This is a genomic window from Nocardioides kribbensis, assembly GCF_015070375.1.
Taxonomy (GTDB): domain Bacteria; phylum Actinomycetota; class Actinomycetes; order Propionibacteriales; family Nocardioidaceae; genus Nocardioides; species Nocardioides kribbensis.
Window position 1 is genome coordinate 185180 of the sequence record NZ_JADCLL010000008.1, and the last position, 26164, is coordinate 211343.

Sequence of the window (26164 nt, forward strand, 5' to 3'; positions counted from 1 at the left end):
ACGTCATGGGGCAAGCCTGCCTCACCCTCCCTGGAGCGCTCGGCTCAGCCGGTGCGACCGGCGTGGTCCAGCCGTGGGGGTCGGTCCCAGTGCGGCGGCCGACGGCTCCGGCGGTGGTGGGGTCGAGGTCGATCACCGGTCCCACGTAGACCTCGACCGGTCGTACGCCGCCAGCTCTCGGGCGGGCCGGCGACGCGAGGCGACCCCGCGAGCGCCTGCCGGTGCCGGCGGGCGCTCGCGGTGACCGAGCGTGCGTAGTGGCGTGAGACGTCACCTGCGGCGGCCCTCGACCGGTCGTACGCCGCCACTTCTCGGGCTGGTCGGCCGGCGACGGGAGGCGGTCCCGCGTGGCGGGGCCGGTGCTGGCGGCACTCGGGGTGGCCGATTGTGCGAAGTGGCGGGAGACGACACCTGCGGCGGTGGTCGACCTGTCGTATGCCGCCACTTCTCGGGCGGGCCGCCCGGCGACGGGAGGCAGCCCCGCGTGGCGGGTCGGTGGCGCTCGCGGTGACCGACCGTCCAGGTCCGGGTGCCGAGGACCTCCACCGACCACTCGGAGACCGACGAGTCACGACGCGACGCCCCAGAGCCCCGACGGTCGCCGGCGTGGTTCCGTCTCGACGGGCTCCCTCCTCGACCACCGGCGCCGCCGGGGTGCCGGGCCGCCGGGGTGCCGGGGGTGCCGGGGCCGCCGGGGCCGCCGGGGTGCCGGAGCCGCCGGGGTGCCGGGGCCGCCGGGACGAGGGTCGCGCGGCGAGGTGTGACGCTCGACGTCACAGCCGGATCCGGGGGAGCGACCTAGGTCACAGCCGTATCCTGTGACCTCACAGCGGATCGGTCCCTACTGCGGCTTGGCGGGGCCCGTGATGCTGGTGCAGGGCGCAGGCGCGCCCGTCCTCGGTGCGCGACCTGCGCGCCGTCCCTCTCGCATCAGGAGTGAGCAGTCATGAGGAAGTTCCGGGTCGCCGTGGTCGGTGCCGGTCCCGCGGGCATCTACGCGGCCGACATCCTGACCAAGGAGCACGAAGGCGCGAGCGTCGACGTGATCGAGCGGCTGCCCGCGCCGTACGGCCTGGTCCGCTACGGCGTGGCGCCGGACCACCCGCGGATCAAGGAGATCGTCAAGGCGCTGCGGCGCGTGCTCGACCGCGACTCCATCCGCTTCCTCGGCAACGTCGAGTACGGCCGCGACGTCACCCTCGACGAGCTCAAGCGCCACTACGACGCGGTGATCTTCTCCACCGGCGCCATGTCGGACCGCTCCCTCGACATCCCCGGTGTCGACCTCGAGGGCAGCCACGGCGCGGCCGACTTCGTCAGCTGGTACGCCGGGCACCCCGACGTGCCCTCCGAGTGGCCGCTCGACGCCCGCTCGGTGGCCGTCATCGGCGCCGGCAACGTCGCGCTCGACGTCGCCCGCATGCTGGCCAAGCCCGCCGACGAGCAGCTGACCACCGAGATCGCCGACAACGTCTACCAGGGCCTCAAGGCCAACCAGGCCACCGACGTGCACGTCTTCGCGCGCCGCGGGCCCGCGGAGATCAAGTTCTCCCCCATGGAGCTGCGCGAGCTGTCCCACTCCCCGAGCATCGACGTGCTCGTGGAGGAGGAGGGCTTCCAGATCGACGACGACGGCCAGTCGCGCATCAGCAGCAACAAGGGCGTCCGCCTCGTGGTCGACACCCTGCTCAAGTACCTCGAGGCCGAGCCGACCGGCGCCCAGCACCGTATCCACATCCACATGTGCCACGCCCCGGTCGAGATCCTCGGCGAGGACGGCAAGGTCGTCGCGATCCGCACCGAGAAGACCGAGATGGACGGCACCGGCAACGCCCGCGGCACCGGCGAGTTCGTCGACACCCCGGTCCAGGCGGTCTACCGCGCGATCGGCTACCGCTCCTCCAGCCTGGCCGACGTGCCCTTCGACGACGTCCGTGGCGTGGTGCGCCACGACGGCGGACGGGTCGTCGACGAGGACGGCATCCAGCTCACCGGGCTCTACGTCACCGGCTGGGTCAAGCGCGGGCCGGTCGGTCTCATCGGCCACACCAAGTCCGACGCCAGCGAGACCGTGCGCCACCTGCTCTCCGACCTCGAGAAGACCCCCGCCCCCGAGGTCGGCGACCCCGACGGCATCGTCGAGCTCCTGCTCGACCGCGGCGTCGGCGTCACCACCTGGGAGGGCTGGGAGCGTCTCGACGCCCACGAGGTGTCGCTGGGCGAGGCCTCGGGTCGCGAGCGGATCAAGGTCGTCCCGCGCGAGGAGATGCTGCGCATCTCCCAGGGCTCCGACGACCAGGGCTCCGACTCCCAGGGCTGACCGCTACGGCACCAGGTCGAGGACCCGCATGGCCCGCGCGGCCATGCGGGCCTCGCCGAGCGCATTGGGGTGCACGATGACCGGGTTGGTGCCCTGGAGCACCGGCTCGATCCAGCGCACGCCGGCCTTCTGGCAGGCGTCGTGGCCCTCGGAGACCCGGTTGAGGTTGACGTACGTCGAGCCCGTGGCCGCCGCCGCGCGGCGCACGGCGTCGTTGAGCGTGGCCTGGAGGCTGCGCAGGTAGGGCACGTCGCCCTCGGCGACCGGCATCCGGTCGAAGCACCCGCCGGTGCGCGGCAGGATCCACGGGTAGCCGAGGATCGCGACCTCGGCGCGGGGCGCGCGGCGGGCGACCTGGCGCAGCACCTTCACGATCGCGGGGTAGGTCGTGTCGCGGATCGTGTCCTCGTAGCTCGAGCCGAACTGGTCCTTGCACGGGCTGCCCTGGCCCAGTGACAGCACCCCGAGCGCGCCGCAGGACAGGATCGAGCCGATGAAGACGCCGCTGTCGTTGCCGCCGATCGTCATCGTGACCAGGCGGGTGCGCCGGTTCAGCGCGTCGAGCTGCGGTGCGACGCCGGGGTACTGGCCCTCGGCGTAGTCGCCGGTCTCCGCGCCGCCGCAGGTCACGTCGACCAGGCGCGCGCCGGTGCGCTCGGCGATGAGGTGGGGGTAGTTGAGCGTGGAGCGCAGGCACTGGGGCGGCGCCGTCGGGTCGGGCGGCAGGACGCCCGAGGCGGCGCTGTAGGAGTCGCCGAGCGCGACGTAGCGCGCCCCGTCGGCCAGCGCGCCGCGCAGGTCGCGCCGGGCGTCGCGGTCCGTGGCGGCGCCGCCGGACGAGCCGGTGGCGCCCGCAGGAGCCACGAGCAGGGTCGCGGCCAGCGCGAGGACCGCGACCAGGACGGACGCCAGGGCGGCGGGGCAGGCGGGCGTGCGTGGGCGCATCGGGTCTCCGTCGACGGGGGGACGGGCGAGGTGGCGCCCGTCACAGCGTTCTACGCGGCGCTCCCGCCCCCGTCAAGGGCGTCCGGGCGTCACGGTCCCGCCGAGCACCTCGGCCACGAGGTCGCGCTGGTAGCCGTCATAGGCCGCTCGCGCCCGGGCCGCCGGCCAGCCGGGCGGCTCGAGCGGGGCGGGGAGCAGCGGGTCGGCGGCGAGGTGGCGCACCAGCCGCGCGGCGAGGGCGAGCCGGGTCGCCGGCGTGGCCGCCTCCGCGAGGGCGGCCGTCGTCCGCTCCGCCTCCTCGGCCCAGCCCCGGAGGTCCCACAGGCGGGCGGCGAGCGCTCCGGGCTCGTCGTCGGGGCGGGAGCGGAAGAGGGTGGTGGTCGGGTCGGCGGGGGTGGGGCGCTCGAGGTTGGCGGGCCGGGTCCAGACCCCCTCGCGGAGCTCGGCGAGTCGGGCGGCGGCCAGCCGGGAGCGCAGGGCGGAGCGCTCGGTGCCGGGGCGCCCGGCCACGGTGACCACGACCATCTCCCAGTCGCCGTCCCACGCGGCGGCGCGCGGGCGGTGCTCCTGACGCTCGCGGCGCTCGACCAGGCGGCGGCCGAGGCGGTGCTCGGCGCCCTCGCGGGTGACGTCGCCGGCGGCGACCGCGCGGCTCAGGGCGACGCGCACCGTGGCGGGCGCGACCCCCAGGTGCTCGCCGGCCCCGACGAGCTCGGCCCCGGTCATCGGTCGCGGGTGCGCCCCGAGCAGGAGGCTCAGCACCACCGAGCGGGCGGGGAGCGGCTTGACCTCGGGCACCGGCCGAGTCAACCACAGGGGCATTACGTCTCTGGACACAACTGTCACGTCAGACGTAATGTCGTCTCCCGACGCGTCGATCCCAGGAGGGCCCATGACCGCGACCCACGAGGTGCTCAACCAGGTGCCGCCGCTGGTCGGGCACGACACCAGCGACGACGCCGCCCTGCGCGAGGGCTTGGAGCGCGAGGGGGCCGGGTGGGCGCTCGGGGAGGTCTCCGACCTGGGCCGCCTGGCCGGCAGCGCCGAGGCGCAGGAGCTCGGCCGCCTCGCCGAGCGCCACCGCCCGGTGCTGCACACCCACGACCGCTACGGCCACCGCATCGACGAGGTCGTCTACGACCCGGCCTACCACGAGCTGATGCGCACCGCCGTCGCCCACGGGCTGCACGGCGCCGCCTGGGCCGACGACCGGCCGGGCGCCCACGTCGCGCGCGCGGGCCGCTTCATGGTGTGGAACGTCGACGCCGGCCACACCTGCCCGATCTCGATGACCTACGCCGTCGTGCCCGCCCTGCGCGCGCACGCCGACCTCTCGGCGCGCCTCGAGCCGCTGCTCACCGGGCGCGACTACGACCCCGTCCTGCGTGACCCCGAGACCAAGCGCGGGCTCGTCGCGGGCATGTCGATGACCGAGAAGCAGGGCGGCTCCGACGTCCGCGCCAACACCACCACGGCCACGCCGCAGAGCGACGGCACCCACCTGCTGGTCGGCCACAAGTGGTTCACCAGCGCGCCGATGTCCGACGTGTTCCTCACCCTCGCCCAGGCGCCGGGCGGCCTGTCGTGCTTCCTCGTGCCGCGGGTCCTGCCCGGCGGCGAGCGCAACCCGCTGCGCCTCGTGCGGCTCAAGGACAAGCTCGGCAACCGCTCCAACGCCTCCAGCGAGATCGAGTACGACGGAGCCGTCGGCTGGCTCGTGGGCGAGGAGGGGCGCGGCGTGCGCACCATCGTGGAGATGGTCAACATGACCCGTCTCGACTGCGTCATCGGCTCCGCGGCCGGCATGCGCGCGGGCCTGGTGCAGGCCGCCCACCACGCCCGCCACCGCGCGGCCTTCGGTCGCCCGTTGCTGCAGCAGCCCCTGATGCGCAACGTGCTGGCCGACCTGGCGGTGGAGTCGGAGGCCGCGACGACGACGATGCTGCGCCTGGCCGGAGCCAACGACCGCGCCGTGCGCGGCGACGAGGGCGAGGCGGCGCTGCGCCGCATCGGCCTGGCCGTGACGAAGTACTACGTGTGCAAGCGCGCGCCCGTCGCGGTGGGGGAGGCGCTGGAGTGCCTCGGCGGCAACGGCTACATCGAGGACTCCGACCTGCCGCGGCTCTACCGCGAGATGCCGCTGCTCTCGATCTGGGAGGGCTCGGGCAACGTCGCCGCCCTCGACGCGCTGCGCGCCCTGGGGCGCGAGCCGCACACCCTCGACGCCTTCCTCGGCGAGGTGGAGCTGGCCGCGGGCGCCGACCGCCGCTTCGACGACGCCCTGGCCCGGCTCAAGAAGGAGCTGACCTCCTTCGACGACCTCGAGGTGCGCGCGCGGCGCGTGGTGGAGCAGCTGGCCCTGGTGCTCCAGGGGTCGCTGCTCGTGCGGCACGCCCCCGCGGCCGTCGCCGACGCCTTCTGCGCCTCGCGCCTGGGGCGCGACTGGGGCGGAGCGCTCGGCACGCTGCCGCCCGGACTCGACCTCGACCCCGTCGTCGAGCGGGCGCTCGTCGAGGTGCCCTGACCCGTCGTGCCCTGACCCGTCGTGCCCTGACCCGTCCGGACCCGGGTCAGCCCTCCAGGGAGCGGCCGGCCGACGCGGTGACGCCGCGCAGCAGGTCGCGCAAGGCGACGGCCTGCTCGGCGGTGACCCCCAGTGCCTCGGCGACCCGGCACTGCACCCGCTCGGCCTCCGGTCGCATCGCCTCCCCGGCGGCGGTGAGGGCGACCAGCACCACCCGCTCGTCGGCGGTGCTGCGGCGGCGGGTGACCAGGCCGGCCTGCTCCATGCGGCGCAGCAGGGGCGTCAGGGTGGCGTGGTCGAGGCGCAGGGTGGCGGCCAGGTCCTTGACCGCGCGCTCGTCGCGGCCCCAGAGCACGACGAGCACGAGGTACTGCGGGTAGGTGACCCCGAGGTCCTCGAGGATCGGTCGGTAGGCGGCCGTCACCGCCCGCGAGGCGGCGTAGAGGTCGAAGCAGAGCAGGGCGTCGAGCTCGTGCCCGACCTCGGTGGTGGAGGACATGCTTGAATCTTACTCGTGGGCAGGTATCTTGTGTGCAAGACATCTTCGTCGACCGAAAGGAACAGCACATGCCCACGCGCACCGCTCGCACCGCCTGGAACGGCACCCTCGAGGACGGCTCCGGCCAGGTCGAGCTCTCCAGCTCCAAGGTCGGCACCTACGAGGTCTCCTTCCCCAAGCGCGCCGCTGACGAGGCCGGGGGCACCACCAGCCCCGAGGAGCTCATCGCCGCCGCGCACTCCGCCTGCTACGCCATGCAGCTCTCGGCCTTCATCGCCGAGGCCGGCGGCACCCCGCAGGCCCTCGACGTCAAGGCCGACGTCTCGCTCGGCCCCGACTCCGCCAACGGCGGCTTCAAGCTCACCGGCATCACCCTGACCGTGCGCGGCGAGGTCGACGGCCTCGACGCCGCCGGCTTCGCGAAGGCCGCCGACGCGGCCAAGGCCGGCTGCCCGGTCAGCAAGGCCCTCACCGGTGTCGAGATCACCCTCGACGCCGCGCTCGAGGACTGAGCGCTCCACCAGCTCCACCAGCTCCACCGGCCCGGGGCCGGTCGCCGCGGCCACCACGCCGCGGCGGCCGGCCCCGGTCCACGTGGTGCCCCGGTCGGCACGGCGGGTCCTCGACACGCGACGATGACCCCATGCGCCTCTCCTGGACCCTGCACCGCGACGGCCGCACGGTCGCCGACGACGAGATCGTGCGGCCCGAGGAGCGGCTGGCCTGGCCGCTCACGATCGGCCTGGGCGCCCAGCACGTCGTCGCGATGTTCGGGGCGACCTTCCTGGTGCCGCTGCTGACCGGCTTCCCGCCCACCACGACGCTGTTCTTCTCCGGCGTCGGCACGCTGCTCTTCCTCCTCGTCACGGCCAACCGGCTGCCGAGCTACCTCGGCTCGTCGTTCGCCTTCATCGCCCCGATCCAGGCCGCCACGGCCACCGGCACCCTGGGCAACGCCCTCTTCGGCGTGCTGGCCGTCGGGCTCACCCTGGCCCTGGTCGGTGTGGTCGTGCTCGTCACCGGCACCCGCTGGATCGAGGCGCTCATGCCGCCGGTGGTCACGGGCGCGATCGTGGCTCTCATCGGCCTCAACCTCTCCGGCGCCGCCACGGCGAACTTCCAGCTCGCGCCGTGGACGGCCACGATCACCCTGGCCGCGGTCGTCGTCGTCGCGGTCGGCCTGCGCGGGCTCGCCGCGCGCCTCTCGGTGCTGCTCGGGGTGGCGGTCGGCTACGTCGTCGCCGCGCTGGCCGGCGCCGTCGACCTCGGCCCGGTGCGCGACGCGGCCTGGGTGGGCCTGCCCGACTTCTTCGCCCCCGAGCCGAGCTGGAGCGTGCTGCCGGCCTTCCTGCCCGTCGTGCTGGTGCTGGTGGCGGAGAACGTCGGCCACGTGCGCACCGTGGCCCACCTCACCGGCGACGAGTCGCTCAACCGGCTGACCGGGCGCGCCCTGCTCGCCGACGGCATCGCCACCACGCTGGCCGGCTCCGCGGGCGGCTCGGGCACCACGACCTACGGCGAGAACATCGGCGTCATGGCCGCCACCCGGGTCTACTCCACCGCGGCCTACTGGGTCGCGGGCGTCGTCGCGCTCGTGCTCAGCCTGTCGCCGAAGTTCGGTGCGCTGGTCAACACCATCCCCGCCGGCGTGCTCGGCGGCGTCACCGTGGCGCTCTACGGCCTCATCGGCGTCATCGGCGTGAAGATCTGGATCGACAACCGCGTCGACTTCTCCCGCCCGGTCAACCAGCTCACCGCTGCCGTCGCGCTGGTGATCGGCATCGGGAACCTCACGCTCGGCGGCGAGGACGTGCTCGTCACCGGCATCGCGCTCGGCACCGTCGCCGCCCTCGTCGTCTACCACGGCGCCACCGCGCTGGAGCGGCTGCGCGTGTGAGCGACGGGTTTGAGGTGCCCCCGCCGGTGGCAGGAGGTGGCCCATGACGTCCGTCACCGAGACCCCGCGCCGGGCCACCGCCCCCGTGCGCCGGCTGGTCAACGCCCCCCTCGCCCTCGTCGTCGCCATCGTCGTGGTCTGGGTCGGCTGCTCGATGGCCTACGCCGTGCTGGAGGACCGCGGCCCCGTCGAGTCGCTGTGGTGGGGCATCGTCACCGGGTCGACGGTCGGCTACGGCGACTCCTACCCCTCCTCCACGGCCGGGCGCGGCGTGGCCAGCGTCCTCATCGTCACCATGCTCCTGCTGGTGCCGATCGCGATCGGCCACGTCATCGCCGGCCTCGTCGTCGACCGCGACCAGTTCTCCCACGACGAGCAGGTCGCGCTGGCCGAGACCGTCGAGTCGCTCCACGACCGCGTCGAGACCCTCGAGCACCTGCTGCGCGCCAGCCTCACCGACGTCCACGGCAGCGCCTGGGTCGAGGAGGTCCTGCGGGAGGCCGCCTCCCGCGAGAGCGCCCACCACGACGTCGACGACCGCATGCTCGCCACCTTCCACGGCACGCCCGTCATCCCTGCGGCCACCACCTCGGCGCCCGCCACCTCTCGCACGAAGGACCGCCCATGACCTCCCGCCCCGGCACCACCACCCGCCGCATGCGCTCGGCCGGCGTCTCGATCGGCGTCACCGCGCTCATGGCCGCCGGACTCACCGGCTGCTCGACCTCCGCCGACTACGCCGCGGTGTGCGTCGACCCCGAGACCCAGGAGCGCGTCGACGACGACGAGTGCGACGACGACTCCGACTACAACGGCACCGGCTCGGGCTTCTTCTGGTACTACCTCGGCGCCAGCTCCCGCGTGCCGGGCGTCGGCAGCCCCGTCTCCGGCGGCACCTTCAACGGCTCCTCGCTCAGCGGCAACGTCCAGCGCGGCGGGCTGCCCAGCAGCGGCGGCACGTCGGTCAAGAGCGTCACCAAGACCGGGGGCTTCGGCGGCGTCAGCCGCGGCATCTCCTCCTGACCCGCCCGGCCCGACCCGCCCGACCCGCCGGACCCGCCCGACCCGCCCGACCCGCCGGACCCGCCCGACCCGCCGGGCCCCGCCGCGCACCCGCCCTGCTCGTCGTACCGAACCCCTAGGAAGAACTCATGCTGGAAGCCCTGCTCGTCGCCCTCGGGCACGCGATCGTCTACGCCCTGGCCGCGGGCGTGCTGCTCGTCGTCGCCTACTACGTGCTCGACCTCGTCACCCCGGGCCACCTCGGCAGCCACCTGCGCGGCATCGACGAGACCGGGGCGGAGTCGGTGCACGCCGCCTCGCGCTCGGCCGGGCTGGTCACCGCCTCCTGGCTGGTCTCCAACGCCCTGGTGCTCTTCACCGCGATCTGGACCAACGGCGAGACGTCGCTGGGCTGGGCCCTGGTCTGGACGCTGTGCTTCGGCCTGCTCGGCGTGGCGCTCAACGCGGTGATGTTCTTCGTCGTCGAGGCGCTGACCCCCGGTGACCTGCGCACCATCGTGTGCGAGCCCGGCCCGGTGCGCCCGCTGGCCTACGTCGCGGCCGCGTCGGCGATCTCGGTGGCGCTCATCGTCTGCGCCAGCATCGCCTGATGTGGCGCCACGCGTCGCGCCCGCGCCCGGAGTGGGAGCGCATCGTCACCGAGCAGGGGCTGATCTTCCCCGTCACCCCGACCCCCGAGGGCCGCACGGTGCCCTACTGGAACGAGTCGGCGTGGTACGAGGTGACCCTCGACGAGGTCGAGCTGCTCGAGGCCGCCACCGAGGAGCTGTGGGCGATGTGCGTCGACGCGGCCGGCCACATGGCCGCGACGATGACCGACGAGCGCCTCGGCCTGCCGCCCGGCAGCCTCGCGCTCGTGCGCCGCTCCATCGAGCGGGGCGACCCCGCGGTCTACGCCCGCTTCGACCTCGCCTACGGCGCCGACGGGTCGGTGAAGATGCTCGAGATCAACGGCGACACCCCCACCGGACTGGTCGAGACCGGCGTCGTGCAGTGGCGCTGGATCGAGGACGTCATGACCGACATCGACCAGTGGAACTCCGTGCACGACCGTCTGGTGGCCCGCTGGCGCGACCTGCTCGTCTCCGGTGAGCTCGAGGGCGACCACCTGCACTTCCTCTACGACCTCGGCGGGGAGGGGGAGTACGACGGCGGCGAGATGGAGATGACCGTCCACTACCTCATGGACTGCGCCGTGCAGGCCGGCTGGACCGTGATGGCCCACCCCATCGGCGAGGTCGGCTGGAACCCCGACACCCGCGACTTCCGCGACGTGCACGACCGCCCGATCCGCAACGCCTTCAAGCTCTACCCGTGGGAGGACATGCTGGGCGAGGAGTTCGGGCGGCTGCTGCTCGACGAGGCCGAGACGACCCCGGTGCGCTGGTTCGAGCCGGCGTGGAAGGTGCTGCTGAGCACCAAGGCGATCCTGCCCGTGCTGTGGGAGCGCAACCCGGGCCACCGGCTGCTGCTCCCGGCCTACTTCGACGAGCCCCGCGACCTCGAGGAGTGGGTGGCCAAGCCGCTGCACGGGCGCGAGGGCGACAACGTCACCGTGCACCTGGCCGACGGCCACGAGCAGACCAAGCCCGGCCCCTACGGAGCCGAGGGCTTCGTCTACCAGCGCTACTACCCGCTGCCGGTCTACGGCGGCAACTACGTGGTGCTCGGCTCCTGGGTCGTCGACGGGCAGGCCGCCGGCATGATCGTGCGCGAGTCCGACGGCATGGTCACCGACTACTTCAGCCGGGTGGTGCCGCACGCCATCAGTGACGGGCTCAGCCCCGACGACGCCACCGTGCGCGGCTGGCTGGCCACGCGTACGCCGGTGACGCCCCCGTCGCTGCCGCCGGGCTGACCGGGGCTCAGTCGGCCCCGGCGCCCCGCAGCAGCCGCAGGTGCAGCTCGCGGGTCTGCGGGGAGGGGTCGGCGCCGAGCTCCTCGGCGAGCTGGCGACGGTAGCCCTCGAAGGTGCGCAGCGCCGCCGCGGTCTCGCCCAGCTCGGCGTAGGCCGTCATGAGGGTGCGGTGGACGGCCTCGGCGCCGGGGTCGACGGCGATGGCCCGCTGGGCCAGGTCGACGGCCTCGCGCAGGGCTCCGGTGCGCAGGGCCGCCTCCGCCGCGTCGGCGAGCAGCACCGAGCGCAGGCCGCGCAGGGCCGACCGCTCGGCCCGCGCCCAGGCCGCCGTCTCGTCGTGGGCGCTGAGGTCGCCGGCCCACAGCGTCTCGGCCCGCCGGGTGTGGTCGAGCACGTCGACCAGCCGGTCGTCGAGGAGGGCCAGCCGGGCGTGGCGGGCGTGGTCGCGGTAGACGGCGACGTCGACCCACGCGCCCTCGAGCACCAGCCCCTCGGGGTGGCGCACGACGCAGTCTGCCTCGACGGCGCGCCGGATCTGGCTGGCCGCGGTGCGCAGGCTGCCACCGGCGTGCTCCGGCGACGCCGTGGACCACAGGGCGTCGGTGAGGGCCCGCGCCCGCACGGGCCGCCCGTCGGCCAGGGCGAGCATCCGGAAGAGGTCCATGGTCTTGCCGGTGCGCCACGCCGCGGGGGGCACGACGGTGCCGTCGCGCCGCACGACCTCGAGACCGCCGAGCAGGCGGACGAGGACGGGCGGGGTGGTGCGGGGACCGGGCATGGCGGGCGGTGCTCCGTGGGGGGAGGGGGGATCGCAGCACCGGTCTGACCGCGGAGCCAACCCTAACCCCATCGCGTCCCCGGGCGCCGGAGAAAGCGACCGTGCTCCGCTCCGCCTCAGGTCGTCGGTCGCTCGGGGGGGAGCAGGTCCCCGACCGCGAGCCGTCCCTCGATGACGTCGGTGGCGACCGCTCCCAGGGAGCGGGCGTGCTCGCGGGCGAAGGCGCGCATCAGGGCGAAGGCCTCCTCGATCTCGAGCTCGGCCCACTCCGCCACCACGCCCTTGGCCTGCTCCACCACGACCCGCAGGCTCAGCGCCGCCTGGAGCTGGTCGGCCAGCACCTCGCGCTGCCGCGGGGTGCGCTCCTGGAGCAGCCCCACGGTCGCCACCGCCGTGAGTGCCCTGGCGAGCGCCCGGTCGTCGTCGGTGAGCTCGGTGATGGCGGCGTAGAGCAGGGTGATCGCTCCGAGGCGCTCCGAGCGCAGACGCAGCGGCACGGCGTGCACCGACGGGTAGCCGAGGTCCTCGGCCGCGCTCAGGAAGCGCGGCCAGCGCCGCAGACCCTCGGTGCGGGGCACGTTGACGACGTCCTCGCCGGAGTGGAACGCGTCGAGGCACGGCCCCTCGGCCGTGGCCAGGGCCTGGAGCTCGAGGTCGCGCGCGGCGTGGCTGGTGGTGGCGATGACCCGGAGCGCGCCCCGCTGGTCGGCCAGGATGATGGCGGCGGCGTCGGCGCCGAGGATCTCGGCGCTGCGCTCGGCGAGGTTCTGGAGGAAGTCGACCACGTCGAAGTCGTCGCCGAGGGTGTCGGCGAGCTCGACGAACGTGGTGGCCAGCAGTTGCTCACGAGACACGGGTGTCCCTCCTCGGTCGTCGGTGCGGAGGCCCGGCGGGCGGGTCACCGGAAGTCGATCCTGCGGGCCACGACGTCGCGTGCCACCTCGATGATGGACCTGTCGGCCACGTAGGCGTGCGCGCGCAGCAGCAGGAGCGCGTCGTGCAGGCTCACCACGGCCTGCACCGAGACCATGCCGGTGGCCTGGTGGACCTCGGGGTGGGTGGTGAACCCGTCGACGGCGTCGTCGAGCCGACGGTCACCGAGGGTGTCCCGCAGGGCGGGGTCCTGCAGGTGGAGCAGCACCACCACGGCGGCGTCGACGAAGTGCAGCGCCAGCGACAGGTCGTCGTCGTCGAGCGCCCCGGCGCGGGTGCGGTAGACGTCCAGGGCGCCGAGCCTGATGCCGCCGATGCGCAGCGGGAAGGCGAAGACCGCGCCGACCCCTCGCTCGAGCAGGTGGGCGGAGTAGGCCGGCCACCGCTGCTCGCCGGCGCCGAGCTCCGCGAGCTGCACCAGCCGACCGGTGCGGAAGGCCTCCACGCACGGACCCTCCCCGAGGGTCAGCTGGAGCACCTCGAGCTCGTGCGCCGACTGGTCCGAGGCGGCGACGAGCTCGCTCGTGGAGTCGGGCGCCATCACGGCGAGCCCGACCGCCACGGCGTCGAGCTCCCGCTTGGCGGAGCGGCACAGCAGCTCGGGCAGGGTGAGGTCGCTGCCCGCCTCGTCCATCAGCGACATCAGGATCCGTCCGACCGGCGTCACCGGGGCTCCGCCCCGGAGACGATCCGCTCGGCGAGGTCGCGCACCTTGACCTGCGACTGCTGCGACACCCGTCGCAGGTAGGCCATCGCCTGCTCCGAGGTGAGGGCGTGGCGCTCCATCACGATGCCCTGCGCCTGGCCGATGAGCGCGCGGGTGGTGAGCGCCTCGCGCAGGTTCTGCACCCGGTCGACCTGGCGCAGCAGCCGCCCGGCCTGCAGCGCGGTGCGACCGAGGTCGGCCCAGCCGTCGTGCTCGAAGGTCCGCGGCCGGTGGGAGTAGAGGTCGAGGGTGACGGCGTGCCCCCGGATCGCGGGCAGGCCCAGGACGCGCACCGACAGCACGTCGAGCCCGGCGGCCGCGGTGCTCCACGCGGGCCACAGCGGGTCGTGACGGGTGTCGGCGACGCTGGCGGCGGAGCCCTCCGTCAGCGGACGGCTGCCGGGGCCGCCGTGCAGCAGCAGGCGGAGCTCGTCGAGCTCGGCCACCAGTGGGTCGGTGAGGGCCAGGCGGGTGGCGGCGCCCGGCTCGCCGTGCAGCGAGAGGCCGGCGTGGTCGGCGCCGAGGCGCTCCCGGGCGAAGCGGGCCACCGCGCCGGCGCCCTCGGCGAGGTCCTCGCAGCGCTCGAGGCGCCCGAAGAGGTCCTCGAGGTCGGGCCAGGGCGAGCTCACGGTACGCGCCCCCCCCGGTCGACCATCGGTGCACCCGGAGTGGGCGCGGCCTTGTCCGCCACCCTCGCACACCCGGGCCGCGGAGGTAGCCTTCCCGCAGTGCCCGCGCCACCCAGGAGGCAGCCGTGACCGCTCGTCGGCCGCTCGTGCTCGCCGTCGTGGTCCTGCTGCTCCCGCTGGTCGGGTGCGACGGCGGCGGGGGTGGTGGAGGCGGCGGAGCGGACGCCGAGGGGCCGGCCACGGTCTACGACCCCGCGCGCGACACCTCGGTCTACGACGACGCGCCGTCCACCGAGACCTTCGACGACGCCTTCCGGGAGGACTACGAGACCCAGGTCTCGCTGCCCGACGGGCGCAAGGTCAGGCTGTGGTACTCCGCCTCGGGCGACCGGCTGCTGGAGCAGCACTACTCCCCGCGGGAGGGCGCCTGGACCACGCCGGTGGTGCTGCACCGCTCCGAGGAGCCCGACCCCTGCCAGGGCATCGAGGTGACCGAGGAGGACGGCGTGGTCGCCGTCATCGCCGACTTCGGGCTCTACTGCTACGACGGGGACCCGCCCAGCGACTCCCTGGCCCTGGCCGCCACCGGCGACCTGACGACGTGGGACGTCGACTCCGCCCTCGGCTTCGACGGCTGGCAGGCCATGACCATCGAGCCCGCCGCCGACGGGCCGCTGGTGACGTGGGACGGCCCCGAGGGCACCTCGCTGACCTGGACGGCGGCCTCGGGGTTCGCCGGCGGGGCCTGACCGGGGGCTCACCACCGGACCGGCGCTCAGGCCGCGCCGAGGTCGTGGCGCAGCGTGCCGAGGATCCGGCTGAGCTGTCGCGACACCTGCACCTGGCTGACCCCGAGCTCCTCGCCGATCTCCCGCTGGCTGCGGCCCCACACGAAGCGCAGGGCCAGCACCCGGCGGTCCCGGGCGTCGAGGGTGCGCACGACAGGACCCAGGTCGGCGCGGGCCTCGGCCCCGGCCAGCCCGTCGTCGGAGTCGTCGGGCAGGAGCGAGCCCAGCGTGGCGCCCCCGTCGCCGCCGGCGCCCCCGTCACCGACGGGCAGGTCGAGGGAGGTCGGCCGGAAGCAGCCGCGCGCCGCCCTGGCCTCGTCGACCTCCTGCTCCGTGGCCCGGCACGCCGCGGCCAGCTCCGCGGTGGTCGGCTCACGGCCCAGCCGCTGGGCCAGCGCGGTGCCCTGCTGCTCGAGGGCGCGCTGCAGGTCCTGGACCCGTCGCGGCGGCCGCACGGACCAGCCCAGGTCGCGGAAGTGGCGCAGCACCTCGCCGCGGATCGTCGGCACCGCGAAGGTGAGCAGGTCCTCCGAGGCCGCCGGGTCGAAGCGGCGCACGGCCTTGACCAGGCCCTCGTAGGCGACCTGCACGAGGTCGTCGTCGGCCACCCCGCGCCCGCGGTAGCGCGCGGCGACGGCCTCGGCCACGCCGCGGTTGAGCACGACGACCTCGTCGAGCGCCTCGCGGCGGGTCTCGGCGGAGCCGGCCACGCTGCGCGCGACCAGCTCGGCCGTGCGGCGGGAGCGCTCGGCGCGGGTCACACGGGTGCTGTCGCAGGGGTCGGGAAGGCAGGTCGGGGGCATGACCGGGTCCTTCGGCGTGGGGGTGGATCGCCGGTGTTTCCAGCGGGGTCCGGTCACCGACGCTAGCCACGCGGCCGGGTGGTGACGCCACCCGCAGGGGTGCGGTGCATGACCGGGCCCGCGGGGGGAACCGGTGCCCATGCACCCCGCCCGGCACCTGACCCCGCACCCGCTCGTCCCCCCGGGGTCGGGTCCGCCCGCGGCGTCGCCCGCGCCGGAGCCGGTGCTGCTCAGCCGCGGGCACGCCGCCGGCACCCGCCCGCTGGTCGACCTGGCGCGCGCGGCGTACGACGTGGCCGACGCGGGGGTCGCGGCGATGGTGCGACTCGCGCTCGAGGTCGAGGACGACGTGCCGCTGCCGGGGTCGGGGGAGACGCTGCGGCGCTGGGAGGTGCTGGCCACGGTGGCCGCCCAGGACCTCACGGCCGCGCGGGCGCTGGAGCCGCACCTCGACGCGGTCGCGGTGCTGGCCGAGGCCGGCCCGGCCGCCGCGGGGGTCGACGACCTGCTGGAGAAGGACGAGGGACGACCCTCGTGGGGTGTCTGGGCCGCCGAGGGACCCGGAGCGCGGCTGCGGGCGGTGCCCGACCCGGCCACCGGCGGCGTCCGGCTCACGGGCCGCAAGCCCTGGTGCTCCCTGGCGCGCGAGGTGTCCCACGCCCTGGTGACCGCCTGGGTCGACGAGGAGCGCCGCGGGCTCTTCGCGGTGCGGCTGGCCGACCCCGGCGTGCTCGTGGAGGACGGCCCGTGGTCCTCGCTCGGGCTGGCCGAGGCCGTCACCTCGACCGTGGTGCTCGACGGTGTGCCGGCCCGTGAGGTCGGGGGGCCGGGCTGGTACCTCGAGCGGCCCGGCTTCGCCTGGGGCGGCATCGGCGTCGCCGCGGTCTGGTACGGCGGGGCCGTGGCGGTCGCGCGCCGGCTGCACGAGCAGTGCGGCCGCCGCGACCCCGACCAGGTGGCGCTGGTGCACCTCGGGGCGGTGGACGCGGCGCTGGCCGCCGCCCGCGCGGTGCTCGTCGAGGCCGCCACCGACGTCGACACCGGCTGCGCGGCGGGCGCGAGCGGTGCGCTGGCCGCGCTGCGGGCGCGCCAGGTCGTGGCCGACGCCGTGGAGGAGGTGACGGGGCGGGTCGCCCGAGCCCTGGGGCCCGGTCCGCTGGCCCACGAGCACCGCCACGCGCGGCGCGTCGCCGACCTGGGGCTCTACGTGCGCCAGCACCACGGCGAGCGCGACCAGGCCGCCCTGGGCCGGGAGCTGCTGGCCCGGGGCTCGAGCGTGCCCGGGGTGTCGGCGTGGTGACCTTCGCCCACGACGCACCCGGCACCGAGGCGACGGCGTGGCGACGGCACCCGCGGCGCCGCGAGGTGCGTGCGCTCGACCCGGCCCGCCTGCTGGCACCGGCACCGGCACCGGCACCGGCACCGGAACGGGGCTCGGTGCTGGTGGTCGTCGCGGCCCACCCCGACGACGAGACGCTGGGGGCGGGAGCGCTGGTGGCGGAGGCCCACGCCCGCGGGGTGGAGGTGCGGGTCGTCGTGCTCACCGACGGCGAGGCCAGCCACCCCGACTCGCCCACCCACACCCCCGCCGAGCTCGCGGGGCTGCGGCGCGAGGAGGTCCGCGCCGCCGTCGACGTCCTGGCGCCGGGCTCGACCCCGTGGCTGCTGGGCCTGCCCGACGGCGCCGTGGCCGCGCACGAGGACGAGGTGGTCGCCGCCCTCGTCGGGCTGGTCGGCGACGGCCGGGACACGGTGGTCGTCGCCCCGTGGCGCGGGGACCAGCACCCCGACCACGAGGCCGCCGGGCGGGCCGCCGCCGCGGCGGCGGTGCGCACCGGTGCCCGGCTGCTGGAGTACCCCGTGTGGTTCTGGCACTGGGGCCGGCCCGACCTGGCGCCCTGGTCCGACCTGCGGGCCGTGCGGTCCTCCCCGGTGGCCCGGGAGGCCAAGGCCCGGGCGATGGCCGCCCACCGCAGCCAGGTCGCGCCGCTGTCCGCCGCGCCCGGCGACGAGGCGCTGCTGTCGCCCGGCTTCCTGGCCCACTTCGCCGGCGCCGAGGAGCTCTTCGTGGAGGCCGGCGCCACCGACGAGGCGCTCGAGCAGGTGCACCGCCGCGACGCCGACCCGTGGGGCACCGACCGGCGGTGGTACGAGCAGCGCAAGCGGTCCCTGCTGCTGGCGGCGCTGCCACGCGCCTCCTTCCTGCGGGGGCTCGAGGTGGGCTGCTCGACCGGGGCGCTCACCGCCGAGCTGGCCCCGCGCTGCCGCGAGCTCGTCGCGCTCGACGCGAGCCCGGCCGCCCTGGGCCACGCGCGCGACCGCCTGGCGCTGCTGGACGGCGTACGGCTCGAGGCCGCGGTCGTGCCGGGGGAGTGGCCGGAGGGCGACTTCGACCTCGTCGTGCTCTCCGAGACCGGCTACTTCCTGAGCCCCCGCGACCTCGAGGGGCTGGTCGAGCGGGTGCGGGCCTGCCTCACCGACGACGGCGTCCTCGTGCTGTGCCACTGGCGCCACCGCGTCGAGGGGTGGGTGCTCGACGGCCCCGACGTGCACCGCGTCGTCGCCGCGGCGGGGCTGGGAGACGTGCTCGGCGCCTGGGTCGACCGCGACGTCGAGATCCTGGTGATCGGCCCCACCGACCTGCTGCCCGACCCCCGTGCCTGAGGCGGTCGCGGGGCTCGACGCGCTCCTGGTCGTGGTGCCGGTGCACGACGAGGAGGAGCTGCTGCCCGGCTGCCTGGAGGCGCTCGCCGCGGCCTCGGACCTCCTGGCCGCGGACCGTCCGGCCCTGAGCCTGCTGACGCTGGTGGTGCTCGACCGCTGCACCGACGCCTCCGCCGAGGTGGCACGGTCCCACGGCGTGCGCACGGTCGCCCTCGACGCCGGCCGGGTGGGCGCGGCCCGGGCCGCCGGGGTGCGGCACGGCGCGGCCCTGCTGGGCGCCCCGCCGGCCGCCACCTGGGTCGCGACGACGGACGGCGACACGGTCGTGCCCGCCGACTGGCTCGTCACCCAGGTGCGGCTGGCCGAGCACGGCGCCCGGCTCGTGCTGGGGCGGGTCGTGCCCGACCCCCGCGACGTCGAGGAGCACCTGGCCCGGGCCTGGCGCGCCCACCACACCTCGCCCGAGCCCGGCGACCACGTCCACGGCGCCAACCTCGGCGTGCGCCTCGACGCCTACCTCGCCGCCGGGGGCTTCCCCGACGTCGCCGAGCACGAGGACTCCGCGCTCGTCGACGCGCTGCGGGCGGGGGGCGTCGTGCCCGTCGGCGGGCCGCGGGTGACGACGTCGGGGCGGCGCCGGGGCCGCACGCCGGGCGGCTTCGCGGGCTTCCTGCGCGACCTCGAGTCGCGGCTGCACGGGTCGGCCCCGCATGCATCCGGCGCGACGGGGAACCGGGTCGTGACCGCTCCACCGGACGACCCAGGAGGCACCATGACGAGTCCCGTCCCCCGCACCCCCGCACCCGCCCGCACCGAGGGAGGCGTGCGATGAGGGCCGTGACCTGGCAGGGCGTGCGCGACATGCGCGTCGAGGACGTGCCCGACCCGACCATCGTCGACCCGACCGACGCGGTCATCCGGGTGACGAGCACCGGGCTGTGCGGCTCCGACCTGCACCTCTACGAGCCGCTCGCCCCCTTCATGACCCCCGGCGACGTCGTGGGCCACGAGCCGATGGGCGTCGTGGAGGAGGTCGGCCCCGAGGTTCGCGACCTGAAGGTCGGCGACCGTGTCGTCGTGCCCTTCAACATCTGCTGCGGCACCTGCTGGATGTGCACCCAGGGCCTGCACAGCCAGTGCGAGACCACCCAGAACCGCGACCAGGGCACCGGCGCGAGCTTCCTGGGCTACAGCAAGCTCTACGGGCAGGTGCCGGGCGGACAGGCGGAGTACCTGCGCGTGCAGTTCGCCGACTTCCTGCCCGTCAAGGTGCCCCAGGGCCCCGCCGACGACCGGTTCCTCTTCCTCTCCGACGTCCTGCCCACCGCCTACCAGGCCGTGCGGTACGCCGACCTCGCCCCCGACGGCGTGCTGCTCGTGGTCGGCGCCGGCCCCATCGGCGACATGGCCGCGCGGATCGCCCTGCACGAGGGCCATCGCGTGATCGTCGCCGACCGGGTGCCCGAGCGGCTGGCGCGCGTGCACGGCCGGGGCGCGGAGACCATCGACATCGACAGGGTCGACGACCTCGCCACTGAGGTGCGCGACCGCACCGCGGGCCGCGGCGCCGACGCCGTCATCGACGCGGTCGGCATGGAGGCCCACGGCAACCCCGTGGCCGAGAAGGTCGTCAAGGGCGTCGGGCTGCTCCCCGACACGCTCGCCAGGCCGCTGATGAAGCGGGTCGGCATCGACCGCCTCGCCGCGCTCACCAGCGCCATCGACGCGGTGCGCCGCGGCGGCACCGTCTCGATCTCGGGCGTCTACGGCGGCGCCGCCAGCCCGATGCCGCTGCTGACGCTCTTCGACAAGCAGATCCAGCTGCGCATGGGTCAGGCCAACGTCAGGCGCTGGACCGACGACCTGCTGCCGCTGCTCGTCGACGACGACCCGCTGGGCGTCGACACCTTCGCCACGCACCACCTGCCGCTGGAGGAGGCGCCGGCGGCGTACCGCTCGTTCCGCGACAAGGCCGACGGCATGGTCAAGGTGGTGTTCAACCCCTAGGGCGACCCGGTGGGCCCCGGTCGAGGTGGGTTGCTAGTGTTCGGCTCGCTCGATCGGGGCCCAACAGCGACCCCGTCCCCTGCGCCCCCACGCGGACCACGACGTCCGGGGTGGCGCACGCCCGGACGGAACCGCATGCTGGCCCACATGGACATCGCCGCAGCCCTCGCCCAGGCCTCCGCCGATCTCAAGCAGCCCCAGGACCTCGACGCCGCCCTCGCGACGATCGCGAAGGTGGCCTGCGAGTCCACGCCGGGCATCGACCACGTGGGCATCAGCGTCGCGCACCGCGGCGGGCGGATCGAGACACGCGCGTGGACCGACCAGGTCGTCGTGGAGCTCGACCAGCTCCAGTACGACACCGGTCAGGGCCCCTGCCTGCAGGCGCTGGAGACCGACGGCGTCGTGCGCGTCGAGCACGCCCGTCACGAGCAGCGCTGGCCGGCCTTCATCCCCGGCGCCGTGAGGCTCGGGCTGCGCTCGCAGCTCGGGGTGCGGCTCAACTCCGACGCCCGCACCTTCGGCGCGCTGAACCTCTACTCCTTCTCCTCCGACACCCTCTCCGACGAGACCGTGCAGATGAGCGAGCTCTTCGCCTCCCACGCGGCGCTGGCGATGGGCCACGCCGAGCGGATCGGCAACCTCAGCGCCGCGCTGACCAGCCGCAAGGTCATCGGGATCGCGCTGGGCCTGCTCATGCACCGTCTCGAGATCGACGAGCCGACGGCGTTCGCCTACCTGACGCGCATGTCGGCCAGCACGGAGACCAAGCTGCGCGACGTCGCCGCCTCGGTCGTGGCCGACCACGAGGCGCGCTTCGGTCGCGGTGCGACCGCGACCGGGGAGCCGGAGCCCGCGGGCGCCTAGGCGTCCGCGCCCGTGCCGCCCGCCGCGGCCACCGCGTGCAGCTGCGTGCCGGGCAGGGAGGGGTCGATGAGGACCTTGGCGTGGCGCTCGGGGTCGCCCAGCGCCTCGAAGGCCCCGGCGACGCCGTCGAGTCCGACCCGACCGGTGAGCATCGGCGAGGGGTCGAGGTCGCCCTCGGCGAGCGCGTGCAGGGTGTCGCGGAACTCCAGCGGCGTGTAGCCGACGACGAAGCGCAGGTCGAGCTCCTTGTTGACCGCCAGCGAGGGGCGCAGCGTGTCGGGCCCCATGCAGACCCCGACGACGACCACCCGGGAGAAGAGCGGCGCCTCGGCGAGCACGCCGTCGAGCATGCCGGGCACGCCCACGCACTCGAAGACCACCGGCGCCTTCGGCGTGGCGGCGCCGACCCGCTCGGCCGCGCGCCAGCCGTGCCACCAGCCGACCGGCAGCCGGCTCAGGCCCTCCACGGCGTCGATCGCGGCGTTGTAGGCCGCCGGCAGGGTCGCGAAGGCGCCGCGCTGCACCGCCGGGTCGTACGGCGACGCCACGGCAGGGTCGACCACGACGTCGGCGCCGCACGCGGTGGCGAGGGCGCGCCGCCCGGGGGAGGGGTCGCTGGCCACCACGTGGCGCACGCCGCGGGCCTTGAGCACGGTGACGACCGCGAGGCCGACCGGGCCGCAGCCCAGCACCACGGCGGTGTCGCGCCGGCGCACCTGCCCGCGGGCCACGGCGTGCCAGGCGACGGCCATCGGCTCGGTCAGCGCCGCGACGTCGAGGTCGAGCCCGTTGGGCACCGGCAGCGCCAGCGACTCCTGCACCACCACCTGCTCGGCGTAGGCGCCCGGGGCGGCGACCGACAGGCCGATCCCGTCGACCTCGCGGCCGCGCCGCAGCAGCGGCACGGCGACGACGGGCGTGCCGGGCCGCAGCCGTCCGCGGGTGCGCGGGCCGTGGTCGGCGACCTCGCCGAGCAGCTCGTGGCCGAAGACGCCGGCCTGGCCCGAGCGCATGAAGCGGGGGTAGCCGACGAGGTCGAGCACGTCGGCGAGGTCGTCGCCGTGGTGGCGCGCGTGCAGGTCGGAGCCGCAGATGCCGCAGCGCCGCACGTCGAGGAGGAGCTGGCCGGGGCCGGGCTCGGGGTCGGGCAGGTCGACGACGGCGAGCTCGCCGTCGGTGCAGGTCACGGCGCGCATCCGGGGAGACTAGCGGCGCGCCTTGCCGGTGGCGGTAAGAATGCAGCATGCGTCGGCCCGCTCGACCCCGCCGGGCCGTCCTCGCCGCGGCCCTCGCTGCCGCGCTCGTCGTGGCGGGCGCGGGCGCGGCCGCGGTGACCGGGCTGGGCGGTGAGGACGCCGTCGGGGTCGACGAGCAGGAGCTCGAGGTGTCGGTGGGGCCGGAGCCCTCGGGGGAGCGGGTCTCCCTCGACGTGTCGGTCTTCGCGCCCGAGGAGGGCGCCCCGGGCGCCGACGACGAGGGCCGCCGCGCCGCGGTGCTGCTGGCCCACGGCTTCGGCGGGAGCAAGGACGACCTGGCCGCCCAGGCCCGCTCGGTGGCCGCCGAGGGCTACGTCGTGCTGACCTGGACCGCGCGCGGCTTCGGCGACTCCGGCGGCCTCATCCACCTCGACTCGCCGGACTACGAGGTCGCCGACGCCTCGCGGCTGCTCGACCTGCTCGCCGAGCGCGACGACGTGCTGCTCGACGCCCCCGGCGACCCCCGCGCCGGCATCGCCGGCGGCTCCTACGGCGGGGCGCTGGCCCTGATGGCCGCGGCCTACGACGACCGCGTCGACGCGATCGTGCCCGCCATCACCTGGCACGACCTCGCGCAGGGGCTCTTCCCGCAGCGGGCGGTCTCCGGCAGCGCCGTGGGCGAGACGCCCGCGCCCGGCGTGCTCAAGCAGCGCTGGGCCTCGCTCTTCTTCGCCTCCGGGCTGGCCGCCGGCCTCGACCCCTCCGCGGCCCCGGGCGTCGACCCGCAGTGCGGGCGCTTCGCCCCCCGGGTCTGCCGGCTCTACGACGAGGCCGCCACCACGGGCCGACCCGACGAGGCGGTCCTGCGGCTGCTGCGCCGCTCCTCCCCGGCGCCGGTGCTCGACCGGATCGCCGCGCCGACGCTGCTCGTGCAGGGCCTCCAGGACTCCCTCTTCGGCCTCGACCAGGCCGACGCCACCGCCCGCGGCCTCGCCGCCGAGGGCACGCCGGTCGCGGTGCGCTGGATCGACGGCGGCCACGACGCCTCGGGCGCGGCGCTGTCGGCCGACGACCTGGTCGACCCCGCGCTGGCGTGGTTCGACCACCACCTGCGCGGCGGGCCCGACCCCGGCGAGGCCTTCGACCTGTCGCTGCCGGCCTCGCCCTTCGGCGAGGAGGAGGCCGAGCAGCTGACGGCCCCGGCGTACGGCGAGGAGACCACGACCACCCTCCCGCTGGCCGGCGCCCGCGGCGACGGCCCGCAGCCGCTGCTGTCGCCGCCCGGCGGGGAGCCCGCGGCGCTGACCTCGCTGCCCGGCACCGGGCCGCTGCTGGGCGCCGCCGGGTCGACCGGCGCCGGCTACGCGCTCGGAGCCCTGCCGGGGGAGTCGGCGGTCTTCGACACCCCCGCCCTCGACGAGCCGCTCACCGTGGTCGGCAGCCCGCGGGTGCGCCTCTCGGTGGTCTCCTCGACCACCGACGCCACCCTCTTCGCCTCGGCCTGGGTGGTCTCGGCCGACGGCGCCGCGACGCTGCCGCGCCAGCTGGTCTCGCCCGTGCGCCTCGAGGGCCTCACTCCGGGGCGCCCGCGCGAGGTCGAGGTGGCCCTGCCGACGTCGGCCTACCGCGTCGAGGCCGGTCAGTCGCTGCGCGTGGTGGTCTCCAGCACCGACGCGGCCTACGCCGTGCCCGAGGACCGCCGCACCTACGTCGTGTCGCTGGCCGGCGACGGGGTCGTCGTTCCGAGCGTCGACGCGGAGCGCGCGGCCGGCACCGGCGGGCTGGCGCCCACGCCGCTCGTCGTGGCGGTCGGCCTGCTGCTGCTCGGCGCGGCCGCGCTGGCGCTGCTGGCCGGCCGGCGGCGCCGCGAGGCGCCCGTGGTCGCGGAGCTCGCCGACGTGCCGCTGGCCGTCGACGGGCTGGTGAAGCAGTACAGCAACGGCTTCTGCGCCGTCGACGGCACCTCCTGGCGCGCCGAGCGCGGCCAGGTCGTGGGCCTGCTGGGGCCCAACGGCGCCGGCAAGACCACCACCATGCGCATGCTCGTGGGCCTGATCCGCGCCGACGGCGGCACCGTGCACGTGCTCGGCCACCCCGTCACCGCGGGCGCCCCGGTGCTGGCGCGGGTGGGTGCCCTCATCGAGGGCCCCGGCTTCCTGCCGCACCTCTCGGGCCGCGACAACCTGCTGGCCTACTGGGCCGCCACCGGCAACGACCCCGCCACCGCGCACCTCGAGGAGGCGCTGGCCATCGCCGACCTCGGGGTCGCCGCCGAGCGGCCCGTGCGCTCCTACAGCCAGGGCATGCGTCAGCGGCTGGGCATCGCCCAGGCCATGCTCGGCCTGCCCGAGCTGCTGCTGCTCGACGAGCCCACCAACGGCCTCGACCCGCCGCAGATCCGCAACCTGCGCGGCGTGCTGGCCCGCTACGCCACCGGGGGTCGCACCGTCGTGGTCTCCAGCCACCTGCTCTCCGAGGTCGAGCAGACCTGCAGCCACGTCGTGGTCATGCACCGCGGGCGCGTCGTGCTCGAGGGCGCCGTCGCCGACCTCGTCGACCGCTCGGGCTCCACCCTCGTCACCGTCGAGGGCGACCCGGCCCGCGCCGTCGAGGCGCTCACGGGTCCCGGCGGCCTCGGTGGCCCCGATGGTGTCGATGGTGTCGAGCAGGCCGTCGTCGAGCCCGACGGACGCGTGCGCGTCGCCGGCACGGTCCCGCGCCCCGCGCTCGTCGCCCGGCTGGTGGAGGCCGGGGTGCCCGTCGCCGCCGTCGACGGGCGCCGCCACCTCGAGGAGGTCTTCATGAGCCTGGTCGGCGAGGGCCAGCCCGCCCAGGTCGCCGACGCCGATGCCGCCGACGCCGGGAAGGTACGCCGATGAGCCACCAGACCACCCCGCGCCGTCCGCTGCCGCTGCGCGCGGAGGTCCGGCGCCAGCTGCGGCGGCGGCGTACGCGGCTGTCGTTCGGGTTCCTGGTCGTGCTGCCGCTGCTGCTGGTGGGCGCCTTCGCGCTGGGTTCCGACGACAGCGAGGGCGGCACGTCGTTCGTCGACCTGGCCCAGGTGGGGCCGGCCAACCTGGCGGTCTTCGCGATGTTCGCCTCGGCCGGCTTCCTGCTCGTCGTGCTGGTGGCGCTCTTCGCCGGTGACGCCGTGCCGTCGGAGGCGAGCTGGTCGACGCTGCGCTACCTGCTGGCCGCGCCGGTGCCGCGGGGGCGGCTGCTGCGGGTCAAGCTCACCGTCGCGCTGGCCACCACGCTGGCCGCGCTCGTGCTGCTGCCGGCCTGGTCGATGCTGGTGGGGCTGGTCGCCTACGGCACCGAGGCCTACCAGGGCCCCACCGGCGAGCAGCTGACCTGGGCCGAGACGGGGCTCCGCCTGGCCGTCGCGGTGGGCTACCTCTTCGTCAGCCTGCTCTTCGTCTCCTCGCTGGCCGTGCTCATCGGGGTGCTCACCGACGCCCCGCTCGGCGCCGTCGGCGGCGCCGTGCTGATCACCATCGTGTCCAACATCCTCGACACCATCAGCCCGCTCGGGCGGCTGCGCGAGGCGCTGCCGACCCACGAGCAGTTCGCGTGGGCCGAGGCGCTGCAGCGCGACGTCGAGTGGTCGGGCATGGCCAGCGGAGCGCTGTGGTCGGTCGGCTACTCGGTGGTGCTGCTCACCGCCGCCTTCGTGCTCTTCCAGCGCAAGGACGTGCTCAGCTAGGCGCCCCCGCCCGGCCGCAGC

Annotated in this window: 25 protein-coding genes; 16 read left to right on the plus strand and 9 right to left on the minus strand. The window is 75.6% G+C overall.

Features of this window, described 5'->3' with window-relative positions:
- The first annotated feature begins 946 nt into the window (after positions 1 to 946).
- Positions 947 to 2320 carry an FAD-dependent oxidoreductase gene (locus IR170_RS16925; RefSeq protein WP_193666038.1) on the plus strand — a complete coding sequence of 458 codons (1374 nt, stop codon included), beginning with the start codon at positions 947 to 949 and terminating at the stop codon, positions 2318 to 2320.
- Between the two features lie 3 nt (positions 2321 to 2323).
- Here the strand turns inward: IR170_RS16925 and IR170_RS16930 are convergent, their stop codons facing one another.
- Together IR170_RS16930 and IR170_RS16935 are read right to left on the minus strand one after the other, a co-directional pair.
- Positions 2324 to 3265, minus strand: coding sequence for an SGNH/GDSL hydrolase family protein (locus IR170_RS16930; RefSeq protein WP_193666040.1), 942 nt, complete (start codon positions 3263 to 3265; stop codon positions 2324 to 2326).
- 72 nt (positions 3266 to 3337) lie between these two features.
- Complete coding sequence (locus IR170_RS16935; protein ID WP_319805137.1) at positions 3338 to 4063, minus strand: PaaX family transcriptional regulator C-terminal domain-containing protein; 726 nt, start codon at positions 4061 to 4063, stop codon at positions 3338 to 3340.
- Positions 4064 to 4157: 94 nt separating this feature from the next.
- On the opposite strand from IR170_RS16935, the gene IR170_RS16940 reads away from it, so the two are divergent.
- Positions 4158 to 5789 (plus strand): acyl-CoA dehydrogenase family protein, encoded by a 1632-nt coding sequence (locus tag IR170_RS16940; RefSeq protein ID WP_193666043.1) that lies wholly within the window; start codon positions 4158 to 4160, stop codon positions 5787 to 5789.
- A 46-nt stretch (positions 5790 to 5835) separates the two neighbouring features.
- Here IR170_RS16940 and IR170_RS16945 read toward each other — a convergent pair whose 3' ends face one another.
- Entirely contained in the window at positions 5836 to 6288 is a 453-nt protein-coding gene (locus IR170_RS16945) for a MarR family winged helix-turn-helix transcriptional regulator (RefSeq protein WP_193666045.1), read from the minus strand.
- 68 nt (positions 6289 to 6356) lie between these two features.
- Here IR170_RS16945 and IR170_RS16950 point away from each other — a divergent pair, with 68 nt between their 5' ends.
- The 6 genes from IR170_RS16950 to IR170_RS16975 all read left to right on the plus strand — a co-directional run bounded on the left by IR170_RS16950 (position 6357) and on the right by IR170_RS16975 (position 11066).
- Entirely contained in the window at positions 6357 to 6800 is a 444-nt protein-coding gene (locus tag IR170_RS16950; protein WP_056863233.1) for an OsmC family peroxiredoxin, read from the plus strand.
- A gap of 131 nt (positions 6801 to 6931) precedes the next feature.
- Positions 6932 to 8185: a uracil-xanthine permease family protein gene (locus tag IR170_RS16955; protein WP_193666047.1), complete on the plus strand. Its 1254-nt coding sequence runs from the start codon at positions 6932 to 6934 to the stop codon at positions 8183 to 8185.
- A gap of 43 nt (positions 8186 to 8228) precedes the next feature.
- Positions 8229 to 8813 carry a potassium channel family protein gene (locus tag IR170_RS16960; RefSeq protein WP_193666049.1) on the plus strand — a complete coding sequence of 195 codons (585 nt, stop codon included), beginning with the start codon at positions 8229 to 8231 and terminating at the stop codon, positions 8811 to 8813.
- Positions 8810 to 9208: a hypothetical protein gene (locus IR170_RS16965; protein WP_227489467.1), complete on the plus strand. Its 399-nt coding sequence runs from the start codon at positions 8810 to 8812 to the stop codon at positions 9206 to 9208. Before IR170_RS16960 ends, IR170_RS16965 begins: the two co-directional genes overlap by 4 nt.
- Positions 9209 to 9336: 128 nt before the next feature.
- On the plus strand, positions 9337 to 9798 hold the full coding sequence (locus IR170_RS16970; protein WP_056863237.1) for a DUF350 domain-containing protein: 462 nt from the start codon (positions 9337 to 9339) through the stop codon (positions 9796 to 9798).
- Positions 9798 to 11066: a glutathionylspermidine synthase family protein gene (locus IR170_RS16975; protein ID WP_056903261.1), complete on the plus strand. Its 1269-nt coding sequence runs from the start codon at positions 9798 to 9800 to the stop codon at positions 11064 to 11066. The genes IR170_RS16970 and IR170_RS16975 overlap by 1 nt, the downstream gene beginning before the upstream one ends.
- Before the next feature lie 7 nt (positions 11067 to 11073).
- Here IR170_RS16975 and IR170_RS16980 read toward each other — a convergent pair whose 3' ends face one another.
- From IR170_RS16980 to IR170_RS20450, 4 genes are all read right to left on the minus strand, one after another.
- Positions 11074 to 11844 carry an AfsR/SARP family transcriptional regulator gene (locus tag IR170_RS16980; protein WP_193666051.1) on the minus strand — a complete coding sequence of 257 codons (771 nt, stop codon included), beginning with the start codon at positions 11842 to 11844 and terminating at the stop codon, positions 11074 to 11076.
- Positions 11845 to 11960: 116 nt separating this feature from the next.
- Positions 11961 to 12698 carry a GAF and ANTAR domain-containing protein gene (locus tag IR170_RS16985; RefSeq protein ID WP_193666053.1) on the minus strand — a complete coding sequence of 246 codons (738 nt, stop codon included), beginning with the start codon at positions 12696 to 12698 and terminating at the stop codon, positions 11961 to 11963.
- A 44-nt stretch (positions 12699 to 12742) separates the two neighbouring features.
- Positions 12743 to 13420 carry a GAF domain-containing protein gene (locus IR170_RS16990; RefSeq protein ID WP_193666055.1) on the minus strand — a complete coding sequence of 226 codons (678 nt, stop codon included), beginning with the start codon at positions 13418 to 13420 and terminating at the stop codon, positions 12743 to 12745.
- Between the two features lie 20 nt (positions 13421 to 13440).
- Positions 13441 to 14112, minus strand: coding sequence for an ANTAR domain-containing protein (locus tag IR170_RS20450; RefSeq protein ID WP_193666057.1), 672 nt, complete (start codon positions 14110 to 14112; stop codon positions 13441 to 13443).
- A 125-nt stretch (positions 14113 to 14237) separates the two neighbouring features.
- Between IR170_RS20450 and IR170_RS17000 the strand changes: the two genes are divergently transcribed.
- Positions 14238 to 14861, plus strand: a complete 624-nt coding sequence (locus IR170_RS17000; RefSeq protein WP_193666059.1) for a hypothetical protein — start codon at positions 14238 to 14240, stop codon at positions 14859 to 14861.
- 26 nt (positions 14862 to 14887) lie between these two features.
- On the opposite strand, the gene IR170_RS17005 is transcribed toward IR170_RS17000, so the two are convergent.
- Positions 14888 to 15703: a sigma-70 family RNA polymerase sigma factor gene (locus IR170_RS17005; protein WP_227489468.1), complete on the minus strand. Its 816-nt coding sequence runs from the start codon at positions 15701 to 15703 to the stop codon at positions 14888 to 14890.
- 223 nt (positions 15704 to 15926) lie between these two features.
- Between IR170_RS17005 and IR170_RS17010 the strand changes: the two genes are divergently transcribed.
- From IR170_RS17010 to IR170_RS17030, 5 genes are all read left to right on the plus strand, one after another.
- Positions 15927 to 17003 (plus strand): acyl-CoA dehydrogenase family protein, encoded by a 1077-nt coding sequence (locus IR170_RS17010; protein ID WP_193666063.1) that lies wholly within the window; start codon positions 15927 to 15929, stop codon positions 17001 to 17003.
- Positions 16997 to 18367, plus strand: coding sequence for a PIG-L family deacetylase (locus IR170_RS17015; RefSeq protein WP_193666065.1), 1371 nt, complete (start codon positions 16997 to 16999; stop codon positions 18365 to 18367). Before IR170_RS17010 ends, IR170_RS17015 begins: the two co-directional genes overlap by 7 nt.
- On the plus strand, positions 18360 to 19199 hold the full coding sequence (locus IR170_RS17020; protein ID WP_193666067.1) for a glycosyltransferase: 840 nt from the start codon (positions 18360 to 18362) through the stop codon (positions 19197 to 19199). The genes IR170_RS17015 and IR170_RS17020 overlap by 8 nt, the downstream gene beginning before the upstream one ends.
- Positions 19196 to 20374 (plus strand): alcohol dehydrogenase catalytic domain-containing protein, encoded by a 1179-nt coding sequence (locus IR170_RS17025; RefSeq protein ID WP_193666069.1) that lies wholly within the window; start codon positions 19196 to 19198, stop codon positions 20372 to 20374. The genes IR170_RS17020 and IR170_RS17025 overlap by 4 nt, the downstream gene beginning before the upstream one ends.
- A 147-nt stretch (positions 20375 to 20521) precedes the next feature.
- Positions 20522 to 21241 (plus strand): GAF and ANTAR domain-containing protein, encoded by a 720-nt coding sequence (locus tag IR170_RS17030; protein ID WP_193666071.1) that lies wholly within the window; start codon positions 20522 to 20524, stop codon positions 21239 to 21241.
- Here the strand turns inward: IR170_RS17030 and IR170_RS17035 are convergent.
- Positions 21238 to 22437, minus strand: coding sequence for a zinc-binding dehydrogenase (locus IR170_RS17035; protein WP_193666073.1), 1200 nt, complete (start codon positions 22435 to 22437; stop codon positions 21238 to 21240). The genes IR170_RS17030 and IR170_RS17035 overlap by 4 nt on opposite strands.
- Before the next feature lie 47 nt (positions 22438 to 22484).
- Between IR170_RS17035 and IR170_RS17040 the strand changes: the two genes are divergently transcribed.
- Complete coding sequence (locus IR170_RS17040; protein ID WP_193666075.1) at positions 22485 to 25316, plus strand: alpha/beta fold hydrolase; 2832 nt, start codon at positions 22485 to 22487, stop codon at positions 25314 to 25316.
- On the plus strand, positions 25313 to 26143 hold the full coding sequence (locus IR170_RS17045; RefSeq protein ID WP_193666077.1) for an ABC transporter permease: 831 nt from the start codon (positions 25313 to 25315) through the stop codon (positions 26141 to 26143). Before IR170_RS17040 ends, IR170_RS17045 begins: the two co-directional genes overlap by 4 nt.
- The last annotated feature ends 21 nt before the right edge of the window (positions 26144 to 26164 follow it).